Source organism: Nocardioides sp. Root682, assembly GCF_001427795.1.
GTDB lineage: Bacteria > Actinomycetota > Actinomycetes > Propionibacteriales > Nocardioidaceae > Nocardioides.
In genome coordinates, this window is the sequence record NZ_LMHJ01000001.1 from 1,108,281 (window position 1) to 1,124,177 (window position 15,897).

The following is a 15,897-nucleotide window of genomic DNA, read 5'->3' on the forward strand; positions in this document are numbered from 1 at the left end:
CGGGTTCAGTCCCGACCCTTGGCGCCGGGCTTCGGGACTGCCCTGACCCCACGTCGGCCGCGGGGCGCCCGCTGCCGGGTCGGCGACGACAGGTCGAGCAGCTCGTCGAGCGCCTCCCGGATGCAGATGCCGAGCAGGTCGACGTCGGGGATCCAGTCCCGGTCCGCGGTGAGGCCGTAGTAGACCCCGCCGTCGTACGACGTCACGCCGATGGCGAGCGGGTGGCCGGCCACCAGCGGAGGCACGGGGTAGCTGGCCAGCATGCGCGCGCCGGCAGCGAACAGCGGGGCCTGCGGGCCGGGCACGTTGGTCACCGACAGCTGGTAGCCGCGGCGCAGCTCGGTGGCCGCGACGCGTGAACCGATCGCGTGGAACGTCGTCGGCGCGAAGCCCGCGATCCCGGCCAGCCGGTTGGCGGCCACGCTGCGTCCGGTGTCCTTGTGGGCCTGGAAGGAGTAGGAGACTTGGTGCAGGCGCACGACCGGGCTCTGCTCGCCGATCGGCAGGTCCACGAAGTGCGCGGCGATCTGGCTGCCCAGTGAGGTGGCCTCGAGCTCCTCGTCGATGACCGAGACCGGCACGACAGCCCGGATCTGGCGCATCCCGCCGAGCGACTCGGCACGGGTCATCAGCCACGAACGCAGGGCACCGGTGAGGGTCGCGAGGATGACGTCGTTGATCGTGCCGCCGTGGACCTCGCGGATCCGGCGGTAGTCGGCGAACCGGGTCTCGACCGTGACGATGCGGCGCTGCTGGGACAGCGGCCCGTTGATGACGCCGCGGTTCTTCGGACGGCGCCCCGTGGCCGCACCCAGGAAGGCACGGGCCGGTGCGGAGCGGCGGTCGGCGGTCCGGGCCACGGCCCGCGAACCGGTGCGCACCGAGTCGAGGAGCGCGTTCGCGTCGAACAGGTTGTCGCGCACGGCACCGGCGAGCAGCTTGCCCGGCTTGGGCGCCCGCTTCGGGGTCCAGTCGTCGGGCTCCAGGGCCCGCGCCTCGGGCTGCAGGTCGAGCAGCAGCTGGCCGAGGTCGACGGTGTGGACGCCGTCGACGAGCGCCTGGTGGGTCTTGGAGAGCAGCGCGACCCGGCCGCCCTCGAGTCCCTCGACGAAGTAGATCTCCCACAGCGGGCGGGTGCGGTCCAGCGGCCGCGACACGATCCGGGAGGCGAGCTCGAGCAACTGCTCGGACGTGCCGGGGCGCGGCAGTGCCGAACGTCGTACGTGGAAACCGAGGTCGAAGCTCTCGTCGTCGATCCAGACCGGGTTGGCCAGGTGGCCAGGGACGCTCTGGAGGCGTTGGCGATAGCGCGGAACGAAGGCGATCCGGTCGCGGATCAGGCGCACCAGACGGGCGTGGTCGAAGGCGTCCTCGCCCTCGCCCGGATCGAAGATCTCGATCGTGACGTTGTGCAGCGGCGTCTCCGGCGTCTCCTCAGCAAGGAACGTCAGGTCGCGCGGTCGCACCCGATCCACCACGTCGTCTCTCCAGCCTCTGTGTGGACCCACCAGCGCTACGACGTCCGGCCCCATTCCGGTCGCCTTGGGGTCACCGTGAGATTCTGACAGAGAACCCGGAGCAGGACCCGCACGGTCCACGATCGAGGCTCCATGACGAGGAGGATCCATGCACCGGCTGCGGACCGCCAGCGCGGTAGTCGCGACCATCACCCTGCTCGCCGGCCTGACCGCCTGCGGTGAGGACGACAAGGCGAAGACCGACGAGGTCGTCGTCGTCAAGATCACCCAGAAGGACGGCACCATCGAGCCGAGCGGCGACCGGGTAGACGTGAGTGCCGGCCAGCCGGTCGATCTCGAGGTCACCTCCGACGATGCGGGAACCCTGCACGTGCACTCGGACCCCGAGCAGGAGTTCGCCTACCAGGCAGGCACCGAGACGTTCGAGATCCAGATCGACCGCCCCGGTGTCGTGGCCGTCGAGTCGCACGAGCTGGACCAGGTCATCGTCCAGCTCGAGGTCCGTTGATCGGCTCACCCGAGGCGCACGGCATCGGCGGTCAGGCCGACCTGCCGATCTCGCTGGAGCTGGCCGTCTCCGGCGCCGTGGCAGCCCTCGTCGTGTCCTTCACCGTGCTCATCGTCGCCTGGCGGCGACCCAGGTACGCCGACGCCGGCCGCTCCGGACTCGTGGTGCTGCCCGCGCTGGACCAGATCACCTCGTCGTCGTACTTCCGCGTCGGCCTGCGGGTTCTGGGGCTCCTCATCGCTGCGTTCACCGTCGCGTGTGCGGTCGGTGGCCAGAACAGCCTCACCAACCCGTTCTTCGGCATCGTCTACGTGTGGTGGTGGGTGGGCCTGGTCATCGCCTCGGCGCTGCTCGGTCCGGTCTGGCGCGCGATCAGCCCGGTGCGCACGATCAACGCCGGCATCGCGAAGCTCGCCGGCAGTGACCCCGACGTCGGGCTGTTCACCTATCCCGAGCGCCTCGGCCACTGGCCGGCCGCACTCGGCCTCTACGCCTTCGTGTGGATGGAGCTGGCCTACCGCTACCCCACCGAGCTCGGCTCGGTTCGCCTGTGGTGCGCCCTCTACGTCGGCGCGATGCTCGTCGGTGGTGCTGTCTTCGGCAACCGTTTCTACGAGCGGGCCGACCCGTTCGAGGTCTACTCCTCGTTGATCGCCAAGCTGTCGCCGTGGGCACGTGTGGACGGTCGCCTGGTGCTGCGCAGCCCGCTGGCCAACCTGTCGACGATCGACCCCCGGCCCGGGCTGGTGGCCGTCGTGGCGGTGCTGTTCGGCAGCACGGCCTTCGACTCGTTCCGCGAGTCGTCGTTCTGGGTGCGGACCTACCAGGACGCCAGCGTCAGCAAGGTGCTGCTCGACAACGTCGCGCTGCTGGGCTTCTGCCTGACCGCGGGACTGCTGTTCGCGCTCGCCTGCGCCCTGACGTCCGCGAAGGGCGAGGTGGGCCGGCGCGCGCTGCCACGCCACTACGCGCACTCGATCGTGCCGATCATCCTCGGCTACATCCTGGCCCACTACCTGACCCTGTTCATCGACGTCGGCACCCAGACGCTGGCGCGGGCCAGCGATCCGTTCGGCAAGGGCTGGGACATCCTCGGCACGGCGAGTGTCGAGCCGTCGTACTGGTTCTCCTACCACCCGACCGTGCTCGCGAGCATCAAGGTCATCGCCGTCGTGATCGGCCACGTGGTGGCCGCGATCGCTGCCCACGACCGCGCCCTGGCACTGCTGCCGAAGCGCGATCAGGTCACCGGGCAGCTGCCCCTGCTGATCGTCATGGTCGGGTTCACGGCTGGAGGGTTGTTCCTGCTGTTCAGTGGCTGACGCATGACCTCCGGGGTCATCGCCTCACGGCCGCGGACCACCGAGGGTGGAGCCATGCACTCACTCGCCCAGCACTGGATCGACAGCGTCCTGCTCGCCTCCCCCGTCGCCAAGGCCCTCGGGTTGACACTCGCGGCCGCGGAGGTCGACGAGGTCACCCTCGCCCTGTCGTACGACGACGACCTGACCACCGTCCCCGGCGTCATCCACGGCGGCGTGGTGTCGACCCTCGTCGACACGGCCGGCGCCGCTGCGTCCGCGTCAGGTCTGGGCCCGGACAACGAGGCCAGCGGCGGCGCGACCACACACCTGGCCGTGACCTACCTCGCCCCGGCGCAGACGGACCTCGTGGCCACGGCCACCGTGCTGCACCGCACCCGGTCCACGACGCTCAGCGAGGTCCGCGTCCGGGACGCGCAGGGAACGCTGGTCGCGACCGGTCAGGTGCACAGCCGGCTGTTCCGCTGACGCGGGTCAGGAACGGACCAGGACCCGCTGCTGCGGTGCCATGCGGGACGCCGGGGCGGTCAGGGTCCGCAGGTGGATGTTCTGCAGCAGGCCGATGGCGAGCATGCCTGCGAACATCGAGGACCCGCCGTAGGAGACGAACGGCAGCGGGACACCGGTGACCGGCATGATCCCGAGGCACATCCCGATGTTCTGGAAGGCCTGGAACCCGAACCAGCACGCGATCCCCGCGGCGGCGATCCGGCCGAACACGTCGTCGGTGCGCGCAGCGATCCGCAGCGCCCGCCAGATCACGACGCCGAGCAGGGCGACGATCAGGGCGGCACCGACCAGGCCGAGCTCCTCGCCGGCCACCGTGAACACGAAGTCGGTGTGCTGCTCGGGCACGAAGCCGGACTGGGTCTGCGAGCCCTCGAAGAGCCCTTGTCCGAAGAGTCCCCCGTTGCCGACCGCGATCCGGGCCTGCTCGACGTTGTAGCCGGCTCCCTTCGGATCGAGGCTGGGGTTGGTGAAGGCCAGGAAGCGGTCGACCTGGTAGTCCTCGAGGAAGCCACTGACCACCGCGAACGCACCGGCAGCGAGGCCGCCGCCGGCAAGAAGCGCGAGCCAGCGGCGGTGCGCACCGGAAGCGGCGATCACCCCGAACACCGTGGCGGTCAGCACCAGCATGGTGCCGAGGTCCGGCTGGGCCAGGATCAGGACTGCGGGCACGCCGGCAACCAGGAGCATCAGCAGCACGTCGGCGGTTCCGACCCGGTCGCGCCAGCGCCCCTCGCTGCGCTCGGCGACGACCAACGCCATCCCGATGACGACGGCCAGCTTCGCCAGCTCCGAGGGCTGGAAGGACATCCCGCCGATGATCAGCCACGACCGGGACCCGTTGATGGTCGATCCCATCACCAGCACCAGCACGAGTCCGGCGATGGCGACGAGGTAGCCGATCGGAGCCAGGATCCGGACCCAGCGGTGGTCGGTCATCACCACCATCGCCATCAGGCCCAGTCCGATGCCGAGGTTGATCACCTGCTTGACCAGGAAGGCCCGCGTGTCGCCGCCGGTCAGGTCGTTGCGTTCCAGGGTGGCCGACCAGATCAGCAGGCAGCCCACGAGTGAGAGCAGCACGACAGCCCCGAGCAGGACCTGGTCGATGTCGCCCCAGCGCAGGAACGACACGCGCCGCGACGCAGTCGTGCGGTGGGGGCGGCTGCCGGCCGAGACCCGCGTCGTCTGGATCCGGTTGCTCATGGGCGCTCCTTCCGGGCGGGCGGCAGGATCGAGCCGTCCTCTGCGAACGTCGGGAGTGCGGCCGGTGGCGTCACGCCGGGGATCGCGGCCTTGTCGGGGCGCACCTTCTCGCCGTCGACGCCGTACAGCGCCTCCCAGATCGCGCGCACACCGTCACCGGTCGAGCCGGACCCGGTGCCGCCCTGGGTCATCATCATCACCACGACGTAGTCCTTGGTGTAGGAGGCCACCCAGCCGGTCGACTGCTTGCCGTAGACCTCCGCGGAACCGGTCTTGGCGCGGATCTTCACCTTGTCGATCGGGAAGCCGCCGAGCTTCCAGGCCATGGTGCCGCCCGGCAGCGCCACTCCCTTGAGCGCATCGTCGAGGTACTTCAGGACCTTCGGCGGGATCTTGACCGTACGGTCCTTCTTCGGAGCGATCTCGCGGATGACCTCGCCTTCGGGCGACACGATCGCCTTCGCGACGCGGGGCTGCCACAGCGTGCCGCCGTTGGAGATGGCGGCGTAGCCGCGCGCGAGCTGGAGCGGCGTGACGATGGTGTCGCCCTGGCCGATCGCGAAGTTGGCGGCGTCGGGCAGGCGGTACTTCCACCCCTCGACGCAGAACTCGCGGGAGAACTTGTAGACGAAGTCCGAGGTCTTCTTCGTCTGCGGCTTGGCCGCGATCCCGCAGTAGTAGTCCTTCATCGACTTGTAGTAGGCGAGCTTCCACTTGCGGTCCGCGACGCGGCCCGACGCCTCGCCCGGCAGGTCGACCCCCGTCTGGTCGCCGAAACCGAACGCCTCGGCCTCCTCGACGAGCGGGTCCCTGGCGTTGACGTCGTCGGGGTCGGAGCCGAACTGCTGCCAGAACTTCATGCCGACCTGGAAGAAGAAGGTGTTGCAGGAGACCGCGATGGCCTGGGCGAACCCGATCGAACCGTAGGCGTGCGACTCGTGGTTGTGGAAGGCGCGGTTGCCGATCTGCACGGCCGAGGAACAAGGCAGGACCGTGTCGCGGGAGAAGCCGTTGGTCAGTGCACCGACCGTCATGAAGGGCTTCCACGTCGAACCGGGAGCGAACTGTCCCTGGAAGGCGCGCGACAGCAACGGGGTGCCGGCCGCCTCGGAGTAGAGCCGCTCGAGCTGCTTGTCGGTGATGCCGCCGACCCAGACCCCGGGGTCGTACGTCGGCTGGCTGGCCATCGCGATGATCCGGCCCGTCTTCGCCTCCATCACGATCGCCGCACCCGAGTCGGCCTCGAACTTGCGCTTGGTGACCGGGTCCAGCGTGTTGCGCTGGGTCTTGATCATCTTCGCGAGCTGCGTCTCGACGATCCCCTGCACGCGCGCATCGATCGTGGACACCAGCGTGTCACCGGGCCGCGCCTCGAGGTCCGAGACGTCCTCGCGGACCCGGCCCCGCGAGTCGACCGCGACCTGTTGGTAGCCGGGCTGCCCGCGCAGCCACTCGTCGTACTCCTTCTCGACACCGGCGCGGCCGACCACCGAGGCACCGTTGACCGAGCTGTCACCGGCGTCCTCGGCCTCGTCCAGCTCGTCCTTGGTGATCGGGCTGACGTAGCCGAGGAGGTGCGCCGCGTTCACGCCGTACGGCGAGGGGTACTGCCGCACGCTCTGCCGGTCGACGACCACGCCCGGGAAGTCCTCGGGCTGCTCGAGGATCCGCAGGGCCGCGGACTCCTTGACGTCCAGCGCGACCGGCAGCGCCTGGAAGGGCGAGCCGTTCCAGCACTCCCCCGCGATCGCACCACTGTCGCCGCAGAGCAGCAGCTTGGCCTGGATCGCGCTGACGCGCATCCTGATCGCCTTGCCGGTGCGGCGCAGCAGCTCGGTGCGGTCGGCCTCGGACATCTTGCCGAGGAGGGTCCGGTCCAGGGAGACCACCCAGGTCAGGCGGTTGGTGACCAGCGGGCGACCCATCGCATCGACGACGAGGCCCCGTTGGGGCTGGACGACGATCTCGCGGACCGACTGCGAGGCAGCCTGGCCCTGGTACTGCTCCCCCGAGATGACCTGGAGGTAGTAGAGGCGCGCGCCGAGGGTGGCCAGCAGCGAGAAGACGAGGGTCTGGATGACGATCAGCCGGAGTCGACTCCGATGCGAGGCGCCGCCCGGCGTGGCAGCCATCAGGCCCGTGCCCACTGGGTCTGCGCGGCTCGATCAGCGCTGAGCCGGCGCAGCAGCCACCACGCGGCCGGAACGACCACGAGCGCGGCGACCACGTCGAGCAGCAGGGCGACCAGCGCGACGGGCAGCAGTTCGCCGACGCTGGCGTCCGCGTCGCTCAGGAACACCCCGGTGAGCGCGAAGACGGAGGTGCCGACGAACGATGCGCCAGCGGCCGCGGCCAGCACCAGGGCGAGCGGCGGCCGACGGAGGCCGTCAGGCTCGAAGCGCGCGACCTCGGCGGTGTTGTCGTGGGCGAGCCGACCGATGACGTAGCCGACGACGGTCAGCGCCAGCGCCCAGCGACCTGCGAGGTGATCGGCAGGAGGCGCGATGTCGAGCACGAGACCCGCGAAGAACCCGGTCAGCGTGGCGTAGCGGGTGTCCGTGGCCAGGGCGGTCGCGACGACGACGAGCAGCACCAGGTCCGGGACGACTCCCAGGCCGCCGACGCGCCATGCGAAGTGGGGCAGCACGGTCACCTGGAGCATCAGCGCGCCGAGCACGGCGATGATCACGGCGAGCAGGCGTCCGGCGGAGTTGGTCCTCACGGCGTCAGGCTCCCGTCTGCTTCGATCACGCGGCCGGGAGTGCCGGACGGCACCACGACAGCGACCAGGTCGAGCGCCGTGAAGTCGACGTTCGGCGCGATCACCGAGCGGTAGGAGGTCTCGCGGAGGGACTCGTAGACCTTGGTCACCTTGCCGATCGGCACGCCCGCGACGTACGGCGAGCCGCCCTCGCTCCCCCACGTGACGATCTGCTGGCCGACCTTCGGGACGACGTTGCGGTCGGCGAGCTCCATCTCGAGGCGGTCGTCCTCGCCGAGCGTGCCGTGGCCGTTGACGAAGCCGAGCTCCTTGTTGGCACCGATCCGGCCGCCGACGGCCGACGAGCTGTCGACGATCAGCAACACGGTCGCGGTGTGGCTGGTCACCGAGGTGATCCGGCCGACCAGGCCCTCGGCCGCGACCACGGTCAGGTCGGGCCGCAGCCCGGCGTCCGAGCCCGCGTCGAGCGTGACGGTGCTGGAGAACGACTGGGCGGCACCGATGGCGATCACGCGTGCCGGCACGAGGGCGTAGCCGAGGTCACCGGCCATCGCCCGGAGTCCTTCGAGGTCCTGCAGCCGCTGGTCGTCGTACCCGGCCTTGCCGAGCTGGATGCGCAGCGCCGCGTTGTCGGCCTCGAGGTCGGAGACCTTCTCGCGCAACGAGTCGTTGGTACGGAAGGCGCCGGGGACACCGGCGACGGGGCGGACCACCGTCGCGACACCGGCCTGGACGGGCCCGATCACCTCGCCGACGACCCGGCGCACCGGCGCGATCGGCGAGTCGTCGCCGCCTGCCTTGTCCACGACCATCAGGGCGGCGCACGCGAGCACCAGCGCCACGACCAGTGACCGCGACGGTCGACCGCGGTCCTCCGCCTCGCGCGCAGGAGTACGACGCCCGCTGCTGCCCTGCGAAGGGGTGGTCGTCCGCACGGGGCGGGTGTCCAAGGTCATCAGAAACGCCGGGGGTTGGTGACGAGCACCTGCTGGAGGGCTTCGAACTCCTCGACGCAGCGGCCCGCACCCATCGCGACCGACACGAGCGGGTCGTCGGCGACGTGCACCGGCATGCCGGTCTCGTGGCGGATCCGCTCGTCGAGGCCCCGGAGCAGCGCTCCGCCGCCGGTGAGCACGATGCCGCGGTCCATGATGTCGCCGGCGAGCTCGGGTGGGGTCTGGTCCAGGGTGACTCGCACCGCGTCCACGATCGAGTGCAACGGCTCCTCGAGCGCCTGACGGATCTCGGCGCTGGAGACGACGACGGTCCGCGGCAGGCCGGTGACCATGTCGCGGCCCCGCACCTCGCCCTCGGGCTCGCCGGGTCGCGGGAAGGCAGAGCCGAGGGTGATCTTGACGTCCTCGGCGGTGCGTTCGCCGAGCATCACGCCGTGCTCCTTCTTCATCCACGCGATGATCGCGGCGTCGAGGTCGTCGCCCGCGGTGCGGATGGACAGGGAGGTGACGATGCCGCCGAGGGAGATGACGGCGACCTCGGTGGTGCCGCCACCGACGTCGACGATCATGTTGCCGGTGGCCTCGTGCACGGGGAGCCCGGCGCCGATGGCGGCCGCCATCGGCTCCTCGACGACGTAGACGCGGCGGGCGCCAGCCTGGTAGCCGGCCTCCTTGACCGCGCGCTGCTCGACCGGCGTGATCGAGCTCGGCACACAGATGACCATCCGTGGCTTGGCGAAGTAACGGCGACGGTGCACGCGCGCGATGAAGTGGCGCAGCATCTGCTCGGTCGCCTCGAAGTCGGCGATCACGCCGTCCCGCAACGGTCGCAGCGCAGTGATGTTGTCGGGCGTGCGCCCGAGCATCTGCTTGGCCTGGTGCCCCACGGCGATCACTTCACCCGTGGTGTCGTTGAGCGCGACCACGCTGGGCTCGTCGAGCAGGATGCCCCGGCGGCGGACGTAGACGAGCGTGTTCGCGGTACCGAGATCCACGGCCATGTCCCGACCGATGATGGAGTTCGCCCTCACGATTCCTCGCAACGTCGCCGAACCAGCCGGAGACGACGGGTCCGCTCGTGCGCAATCAGGGGAAGCCGGCCGAAACCGGGGGCGGCCACCGGGCGCACGGTCCGACAGCCTCCGCTTGTGAGAGTAGGTAAGCGGAGGCCGATCAGAGCGGAGGCACGCCGGTACGGCGCGCCTCACGAGTCACATCCGTCACACGGGACGGGCAGTTCCTGCGCTGGTCGGGGGTTGCAACCCCCGACCCGGTCAGGAATCCCCGGGCGCCCGGGGATTCCTGCAGCCCATCAGAGCGCGGGGAACCAGAGTGCGATCTCGCGCGCGGCGGACTCGGGCGAGTCCGAGCCGTGCACGAGGTTCTCGCGGTTGGAGAGCGACAGGTCGCCGCGGATCGTGCCCGGAGCGGCCTTGCGGCCGTCGGTGGCGCCGTTGATCGCGCGCACGACCTCGATCGCCTCGTCGCCCTCGAGGACCAGCGCGACGAGGGGCCCGCTGGTCACGAAGTCACGCAGCGGCGGATAGAAGTCCCGCTCGACGTGCTCGGCGTAGTGGGCGTCGGCCTGGGCCGCGTCGATGTGGCGCTGCTCGAGGGCGACGATGGTCAGGCCCTTGGCCTCGAACCGGGCGAGCACGTTGCCGACCAGGCCGCGGCGGACCGCGTCGGGCTTGAGCAGGACGAGAGTGCGTTGAGTCACGTCAGTGACCCTAACCGCAGGCAATCTCCCCAGCCAGCGCGGGGGCCAGGTCGCCCCGGGGCACCACGACGACCTCGTCGAGACCCAGCCAGCCGGCCAGCTGGACCAGCTCCGCGGCCAGCTCGACGGCGGTGTCGGCGGGCGCACCCGGCTCGGCCCAGGCCGACTGGACGAGCAGGCGCGAGCGCGCCCGGTCAGCCTTGAGGTCGACCCGGCCGACGATCCGGTCACCGAGCAGGAACGGCAGGACGTAGTAGCCGTGCACCCGCAGCTCGGCCGGGACGTAGATCTCGATCCGGTAGAAGAAGTCGAACAGTGCCTCGGCACGGGCGCGCTCCCACACCACCGGATCGAACGGGCTGAGCAGCGCTCGCGCCCGGACCCGGCGCGGGAGCCGGGCGTCGCGGTGGAGGTACGCCGGGCGACGCCAACCCTCGACCTGCACGGGTTCGAGCTCACCGGCGTCGACCAGGGTGTCGATGGCCACCCGTGCCTCGCCGATCCGGATCCGGTAGTAGTCGGCGAGGCAGTTCGCCGATCCGACTCCGTGCGAGCGGGCCGCGCGACGGACCAGCTCGACGTGCGCCTCGGCCTCGGTCAGCGCGGGCGCCTCGAGGACAGCGCTGGGCAGGACCCGTTGCGGGAGGTCGTAGCGGATCTCGAACTGGCTGTTGCGGCCGGCGATGGCGAGGTCCCCGACGGTGAACAGGTAGTCGAGCATCCGGCGGGTGCGCGACCAGTTCCAGCCCCAGTGCTCCTTGCTGCGAGGGAGCCCGTCGTCGAGCTCGCGCGCCGTGCTCGGGCCCCGGTCGGCGATCTCGGCGACCAGGGCCGCCTCCAGCGCATCGTCCTCGGCCACGAACGACCACTTGCCGCGCTTGGTGCGGTGGGCGTCCATCCGGTGCCGCATGGCCGGCCAGAGCTCGACCGGCATGAACGCCTGGACGTGCGCCCAGTACTCGACGACCCGGCGCTGCTTGCCCGCTGCGGCGCGCGCGAGCAGGTCGACGTCGTAGGGCCCCATCCGTGAGTAGAGCGGCATGAAGTGGGCGCGCTGCAGGACGTTGACGCTGTCGACCTGGAGGACACCGGTGCGGGCCAGCGTGCGGTCGAACGTCCGCAGCGTGGGCGTGGTGTGGAGGGGGTCGAGGAAGCCCTGGGCACCCAGCGCGATCCGGCGGGCCTGGGCCCGCGACAGCGCCTGCGTCGAAGTCACCCGGTCACCCTACGGAGCAGCGCCGACGTACCCGGTTCTGCTCACAGCGGATCCACTCGTCCCAGCGCCCGGCATCGAACTACCGTGGCCGCCATGGGCCAGGTCATCGCGTTCCAGCAGGCAGCTCCCGCGTCTCCGAAGTCCGAGCCACCGCTGCCAGAGCCGCTGTGGCGTGAGCAGGTCGGCAAGCAGCTGCGCGAGCAGCGGGTGGCCGCGGGCTGGCGGCTGAGGGACGTGGCCGAACGCGCGGGAGTCTCGACGCAGTACCTCTCCGAGCTCGAGCGCGGTCTCAAGGACCCCAGCTCGGAACTTCTCGCCGCCATCGCCGGTGCGCTGGGCAGCAGTGTGCGCGAGGTCGCCTCGCGAGCCATCAGGAGTACGCCGACGGGGCCGGTCTGCCTCGCTGCGTGATCACTGCGTCCACCAGTCCGTAGTCGACGGCCGCCTCGGCGGTCAGCACCAGGTCGCGCTCGGTGTCCTCGCGCACCTGGAGCGGGGTGCGGCCGGTGTGCCTGGCCAGCAGCTCCTCCAGCAGCGACCGCACGCGCTCGATCTCCTCGGTCTCCAGGATGAGGTCGGGGATGGTGCCCCGGGACTCGGCAGCCGGCTGGTGCAGCACGACCCGGCCATGGCGCAGGATCTGCCGGTGGCCGGGCTCGCCGCCGGCCAGCAGCACGGCGGCGGTCGCCACGGCCTGGCCGACACAGGTGGTCTCGACCGCCGGGCGGACGAACTGCATCGCGTCGTAGACCGCGAGCATCGCCGGGATCGAACCGCCCGGTGAGTTGATGTACAGGTTGATCGGGGCATCGGGGTTCTCCGACTCCAGGTGCACCAGCTGCGCGATGAGGGCGTTCGCGACGCCGTCGTCGATCGCCGTACCGAGGTAGACGACGCGATCAGCCAGCAACCGCGAGTAGATGTCCGTCGTGCGCTCGCCGCGCGGGGTCTGGGTCGTGACGTAGGGGATCGGGTACGTCGTCATGCCGACACCGCCTGGCGGAGTCCCAGCCCCGCGGAACGGTGGGGCACGGGCCTGATCTGCGCCAGGGACTCGACGACGTGGTCGGCGAAGCCGTAGGCGATGGCCTGTTCCGCGTTGAACCAGCGATCCCGGCGCGAGTCCTTCTCGACCGTCTCCACCGGCTGCCCGGTGTCCGCCGAGATCAGGCCGAGCACGGTGTCGCGGTTGTCACGCAGGGTCTCCGCCTGGATCGCGATGTCGCCTGCCGTGCCCCCGAAGCCGGCCGACCCCTGGTGCAGCAGCACCTTGGAGTGCGGCAACAGGTAGCGGTGCCCCGGCGTGCCGGCACTGAGGAGGAACTGGCCCGCGCTGTAGGCCATGCCGAGGTTCACCGTGGCGACCGTGTTGGGGATCAGGCGCATGGCATCGCGGATGGCCAGCATGCCCGGCACCGAACCGCCGACCGAATTGATCCAGAGGGCGATGGGCGCCTTCTCGTCATCCGCGGCCAGCATGAGCAGCGCGGTCGTGAGCCGGTTGCTGAGGGTCTGGTCGAGCTCGGTGCCGAGCAGGATCGTGCGCTGGTCCAGGAGGCGCCGGGCCAGGTCGTCGTCGAGGAAGCTCGGGGTGGGTGCGTTCATGCCACCGAGCGTCGCAGGGCAGCAGGTGCCGCCCAAGGGCTTGCTGCTGGGGGCGGATCTGCGCTCAGCAGATCAGTCCAGCTGCACCAGTTTTGCGCGGACGGCGTACATGACCGCCTCCATGCGCGAGTGCAGCTGGAGCTTCTCCAGGATGTTGCGCACGTGGTTCTTCACGGTGTTCTCGCTGATCGCGAGCTGGGAGGCGACGTCACGGTTGCTCAACCCGCGCGCGACCAGGCGCAGCACCTCGAGCTCGCGCTCGGTCAGCTTCAGCGCGGTGCCTGCGGTGCGCTCGGGCGCCGACATGGTCTTGAACTCGTCGATCAGCTTGGCGGCCATCGAGGGACTGATCAGGGACTGGCCGTCGGCGACCACCCGGATGCCCTGCGCGACCTCCTCGATCGAGGAGTCCTTGAGGAGGTAGCCGGAAGCGCCGCTCTTGACGGCTTCGTACAGGTCGGCCTCGTCGTCGGAGACGGTCAACATGATGATCTTCGTCATCGGGACCGCTTCCTTGATCGCGACGCACGCCTCGATGCCGGACTGCTTGGGCATCCGGACGTCGAGCAGCACGACGTCGGGGACGGTGCTGATCGCCAGGGCGACGCCCTCGGCGCCGTCGCCGGCCTCACCGACGACCTCGATACCGGCCTCGATACCGAGCAACATCGTCAGACCGCGACGGAACAACTCCTGGTCGTCGACCACGGCCACGCGAACCGGTCCGCTCACCCGTTGCCTCCTGTCACGCTCGGCACTGCCCCACTCGTCACTCAGGCATCATGGCATGACTTCGCGAGGCAGCGCCGGTCTAGCCCGGGGCGATGGTCGACGGGCCGACGCACCGGCGGTGTGGCTGGCAGCGACGCCGGCACTGCCAGGTCGCTGCCAGCCACATCCCGGGGGGCCTCGTCGGTCAGCCTTCCTGGGCGCCGATGTCGAGGGAGATCACGCCGTAGTCGTACCCGCGACGGCGGTACACGACCGCCGGGCGCTCGCTCTCCTTGTCGACGAAGAGGTAGAAGTCGTGGCCGACCAGCTCCATCTCGTAGAGCGCCTGGTCGAGGGTCATCGGGCTGGCGGGGTGCGTCTTCTCGCGAACCACGAGCGGGCCGTCACCGGTGACGGTGATCGGTCCGACCTGGCGTTCGATCGAGACCTCGTCCTCGACCGCGTCGTCGGTGGCGACCGCCAGGTCCGACAGGGCCCGGCCGACCGAGACCCGTTCGGGTCGTCCCTTGTGCACCCGCCGCCGATCGGCGGCCTTCCGCATCTGGGCCGCCATCTTGTCCATGGCGAGGTCCAGCGCGCCCATCTTCTCGTCGGCAGCGGCCTCGGCCCGTATCACCGGTCCCTTGGAGTAGGCGGTGAGCTCCACATGGACGGCATGGTCGTGCTGGCGCGGATTGGGTTCGGAGTCGACCTCTACGTGCACCCGCATGATGCGGTGGTCGTGCTTCTCCAGCTTCGCGAGCTTCTCGGTCGCATGCGCCCGGAACCGGTCCGAGATCTCGCAGTGCCTACCGGTGACCACAACGTCCATCAGTACCTCCAAGGGGATTCGGTGATGGGTGATCCCGCCACGTGGGCGGGACGTGTGAGGCATGGAATCCGCCCGGCCGACCTGGTCTTCGACCCCACAATCGCCTGCTGAGGTGGTCGCAGCTTGGTGCCACTACTGACCTTCTCCCGGATTCGGACGTATCTGACGTCCGGTCCGAGGCAGGACTTACGACTAAGCCGCACCGTGATCGTCGACCCGAGGGCCGACTTACGTGGACCGTTTCGCCTGCGACTGGCATCGGCTTGCCGCACCCGGCAGGGCGCCTGCCCAGCCTGTGCGACGCAACCACGGACCCGGGCGGACTCCATGTTGAGACGTTAGTCCGTTGTCGAAGCGGACGAAAGGCTTCACCGCAAGTTGGGCACTTGGTCACGCAGCTGGGTGGCCGCGACCACTGCCGCAGCGAGCACGGGAACTCCCACCGCCTCGAGCGCGCGCTGGGCTTCCCGGAGCGTGGCCCCGGTGGTGAGGACGTCGTCGCAGAGCACGACATGGGTGTGGGGGAACCGCTCCCCCAGCCGTCGTACGACCGCGGTGGGCGCCGCCATCGAGCCCGAAAGATTCGCCGCACGCCCGCGCGTGTCGAGTCCCGCCTGGTCGACCACGCCCGGCCTCAGACGGAGCACCCTGAGCGCAGTGACGTCCCTGTCCTCGGCGACGAGCCGACAGGCGGCGGCCCTGGTCATCGTGAACGTCGGGTCGTGGCCGCGCTGGCGGACCGCGGCCGGGCGCGACGGGACGGGCACCAGCACGACCGGTGCGTCGACCCGACAACGCGCGTCGTCCAGCGCCGCACGGACCGAGCCGCCCAGCAGGTCACCGAGTGGGCGAGCCAGGGCGAGCACCCGGCGCTCCTTGTGGGCCAGCACCATCGACCTCAGCGCGCCGTCGTAGGTACCCATGGCGTACGGCGCCACCAGGCCGAGCGGCGTCGGGGTCGGCCACCGCACCGCAGCCTCGACAGGCAGTCCGGCGCGGCAGTCGGGGCAGAGCACGCGGCCGCCACGCTCGCACACCACGCAGGCCGACCCGAGGACCAGGTCGAGGAAGCCGTCGGTGAGCAGGGGCAGCAGGCGCACCGCCCCACCCCATC

Annotated in this window: 17 protein-coding genes; 4 read left to right on the forward strand and 13 right to left on the reverse strand. The window is 70.4% G+C overall.

Annotated features, from left to right (window positions below; genetic code table 11):
• Positions 1-5: 5 nt before the first annotated feature.
• Positions 6-1,475 carry a wax ester/triacylglycerol synthase family O-acyltransferase gene (locus ASD84_RS05115; protein WP_235530980.1) on the reverse strand — a complete coding sequence of 490 codons (1,470 nt, stop codon included), beginning with the start codon at positions 1,473-1,475 and terminating at the stop codon, positions 6-8.
• Between the two features lie 151 nt (positions 1,476-1,626).
• On the opposite strand from ASD84_RS05115, the gene ASD84_RS05120 reads away from it, so the two are divergent.
• From ASD84_RS05120 to ASD84_RS05130, 3 genes are read left to right on the forward strand one after another with little or no spacing between them, the layout of a single operon-like run.
• Positions 1,627-1,986 carry a hypothetical protein gene (locus ASD84_RS05120; RefSeq protein ID WP_056707312.1) on the forward strand — a complete coding sequence of 120 codons (360 nt, stop codon included), beginning with the start codon at positions 1,627-1,629 and terminating at the stop codon, positions 1,984-1,986.
• Positions 1,983-3,308: a hypothetical protein gene (locus tag ASD84_RS05125; RefSeq protein WP_082573161.1), complete on the forward strand. Its 1,326-nt coding sequence runs from the start codon at positions 1,983-1,985 to the stop codon at positions 3,306-3,308. The genes ASD84_RS05120 and ASD84_RS05125 overlap by 4 nt, the downstream gene beginning before the upstream one ends.
• 54 nt (positions 3,309-3,362) lie before the next feature.
• Entirely contained in the window at positions 3,363-3,776 is a 414-nt protein-coding gene (locus ASD84_RS05130) for a PaaI family thioesterase (RefSeq protein ID WP_162251492.1), read from the forward strand.
• 6 nt (positions 3,777-3,782) lie between these two features.
• Here ASD84_RS05130 and rodA read toward each other — a convergent pair whose 3' ends face one another.
• The 7 genes from rodA to ASD84_RS05165 form a co-directional block, all read right to left on the reverse strand.
• On the reverse strand, positions 3,783-5,021 hold the full coding sequence (gene rodA, locus ASD84_RS05135) for a rod shape-determining protein RodA (protein WP_082573162.1): 1,239 nt from the start codon (positions 5,019-5,021) through the stop codon (positions 3,783-3,785).
• Positions 5,018-7,153, reverse strand: coding sequence for a penicillin-binding protein 2 (gene mrdA, locus ASD84_RS05140; RefSeq protein ID WP_056710675.1), 2,136 nt, complete (start codon positions 7,151-7,153; stop codon positions 5,018-5,020). The genes rodA and mrdA overlap by 4 nt, the downstream gene beginning before the upstream one ends.
• Positions 7,153-7,743 carry a rod shape-determining protein MreD gene (locus ASD84_RS05145; RefSeq protein WP_056707318.1) on the reverse strand — a complete coding sequence of 197 codons (591 nt, stop codon included), beginning with the start codon at positions 7,741-7,743 and terminating at the stop codon, positions 7,153-7,155. The genes mrdA and ASD84_RS05145 overlap by 1 nt, the downstream gene beginning before the upstream one ends.
• A complete protein-coding gene (mreC, locus tag ASD84_RS05150) occupies positions 7,740-8,699 on the reverse strand; it encodes a rod shape-determining protein MreC (RefSeq protein WP_082573163.1) in 960 nt (319 codons plus the stop codon). Before mreC ends, ASD84_RS05145 begins: the two co-directional genes overlap by 4 nt.
• On the reverse strand, positions 8,699-9,730 hold the full coding sequence (locus ASD84_RS05155; RefSeq protein ID WP_321164011.1) for a rod shape-determining protein: 1,032 nt from the start codon (positions 9,728-9,730) through the stop codon (positions 8,699-8,701). Before ASD84_RS05155 ends, mreC begins: the two co-directional genes overlap by 1 nt.
• Positions 9,731-10,011: 281 nt before the next feature.
• Entirely contained in the window at positions 10,012-10,419 is a 408-nt protein-coding gene (gene ndk / locus ASD84_RS05160; protein ID WP_082573164.1) for a nucleoside-diphosphate kinase, read from the reverse strand.
• Positions 10,420-10,429: 10 nt separating this feature from the next.
• Positions 10,430-11,635 carry a winged helix-turn-helix domain-containing protein gene (locus ASD84_RS05165; protein WP_056707325.1) on the reverse strand — a complete coding sequence of 402 codons (1,206 nt, stop codon included), beginning with the start codon at positions 11,633-11,635 and terminating at the stop codon, positions 10,430-10,432.
• A 93-nt stretch (positions 11,636-11,728) separates the two neighbouring features.
• Between ASD84_RS05165 and ASD84_RS05170 the strand changes: the two genes are divergently transcribed.
• Positions 11,729-12,046 carry a helix-turn-helix domain-containing protein gene (locus ASD84_RS05170; protein WP_056707328.1) on the forward strand — a complete coding sequence of 106 codons (318 nt, stop codon included), beginning with the start codon at positions 11,729-11,731 and terminating at the stop codon, positions 12,044-12,046.
• On the opposite strand, the gene ASD84_RS05175 is transcribed toward ASD84_RS05170, so the two are convergent.
• From ASD84_RS05175 to ASD84_RS05195, 5 genes are all read right to left on the reverse strand, one after another.
• The gene (locus tag ASD84_RS05175) at positions 12,006-12,620 is read right to left on the reverse strand and encodes a ClpP family protease (RefSeq protein ID WP_056707331.1); all 615 of its coding nucleotides are present in this window, start codon (positions 12,618-12,620) and stop codon (positions 12,006-12,008) included. The two genes, ASD84_RS05170 and ASD84_RS05175, sit on opposite strands and share 41 nt — an antisense overlap.
• Positions 12,617-13,240, reverse strand: a complete 624-nt coding sequence (locus tag ASD84_RS05180) for a ClpP family protease (protein ID WP_056707333.1) — start codon at positions 13,238-13,240, stop codon at positions 12,617-12,619. The genes ASD84_RS05175 and ASD84_RS05180 overlap by 4 nt, the downstream gene beginning before the upstream one ends.
• Positions 13,241-13,312: 72 nt before the next feature.
• Entirely contained in the window at positions 13,313-13,972 is a 660-nt protein-coding gene (locus tag ASD84_RS05185; RefSeq protein ID WP_235530981.1) for a response regulator, read from the reverse strand.
• A gap of 184 nt (positions 13,973-14,156) precedes the next feature.
• Entirely contained in the window at positions 14,157-14,783 is a 627-nt protein-coding gene (gene hpf / locus ASD84_RS05190; protein WP_056707337.1) for a ribosome hibernation-promoting factor, HPF/YfiA family, read from the reverse strand.
• Positions 14,784-15,151: 368 nt separating this feature from the next.
• Positions 15,152-15,883 (reverse strand): ComF family protein, encoded by a 732-nt coding sequence (locus ASD84_RS05195; protein ID WP_056707341.1) that lies wholly within the window; start codon positions 15,881-15,883, stop codon positions 15,152-15,154.
• Positions 15,884-15,897: the final 14 nt, after the last annotated feature.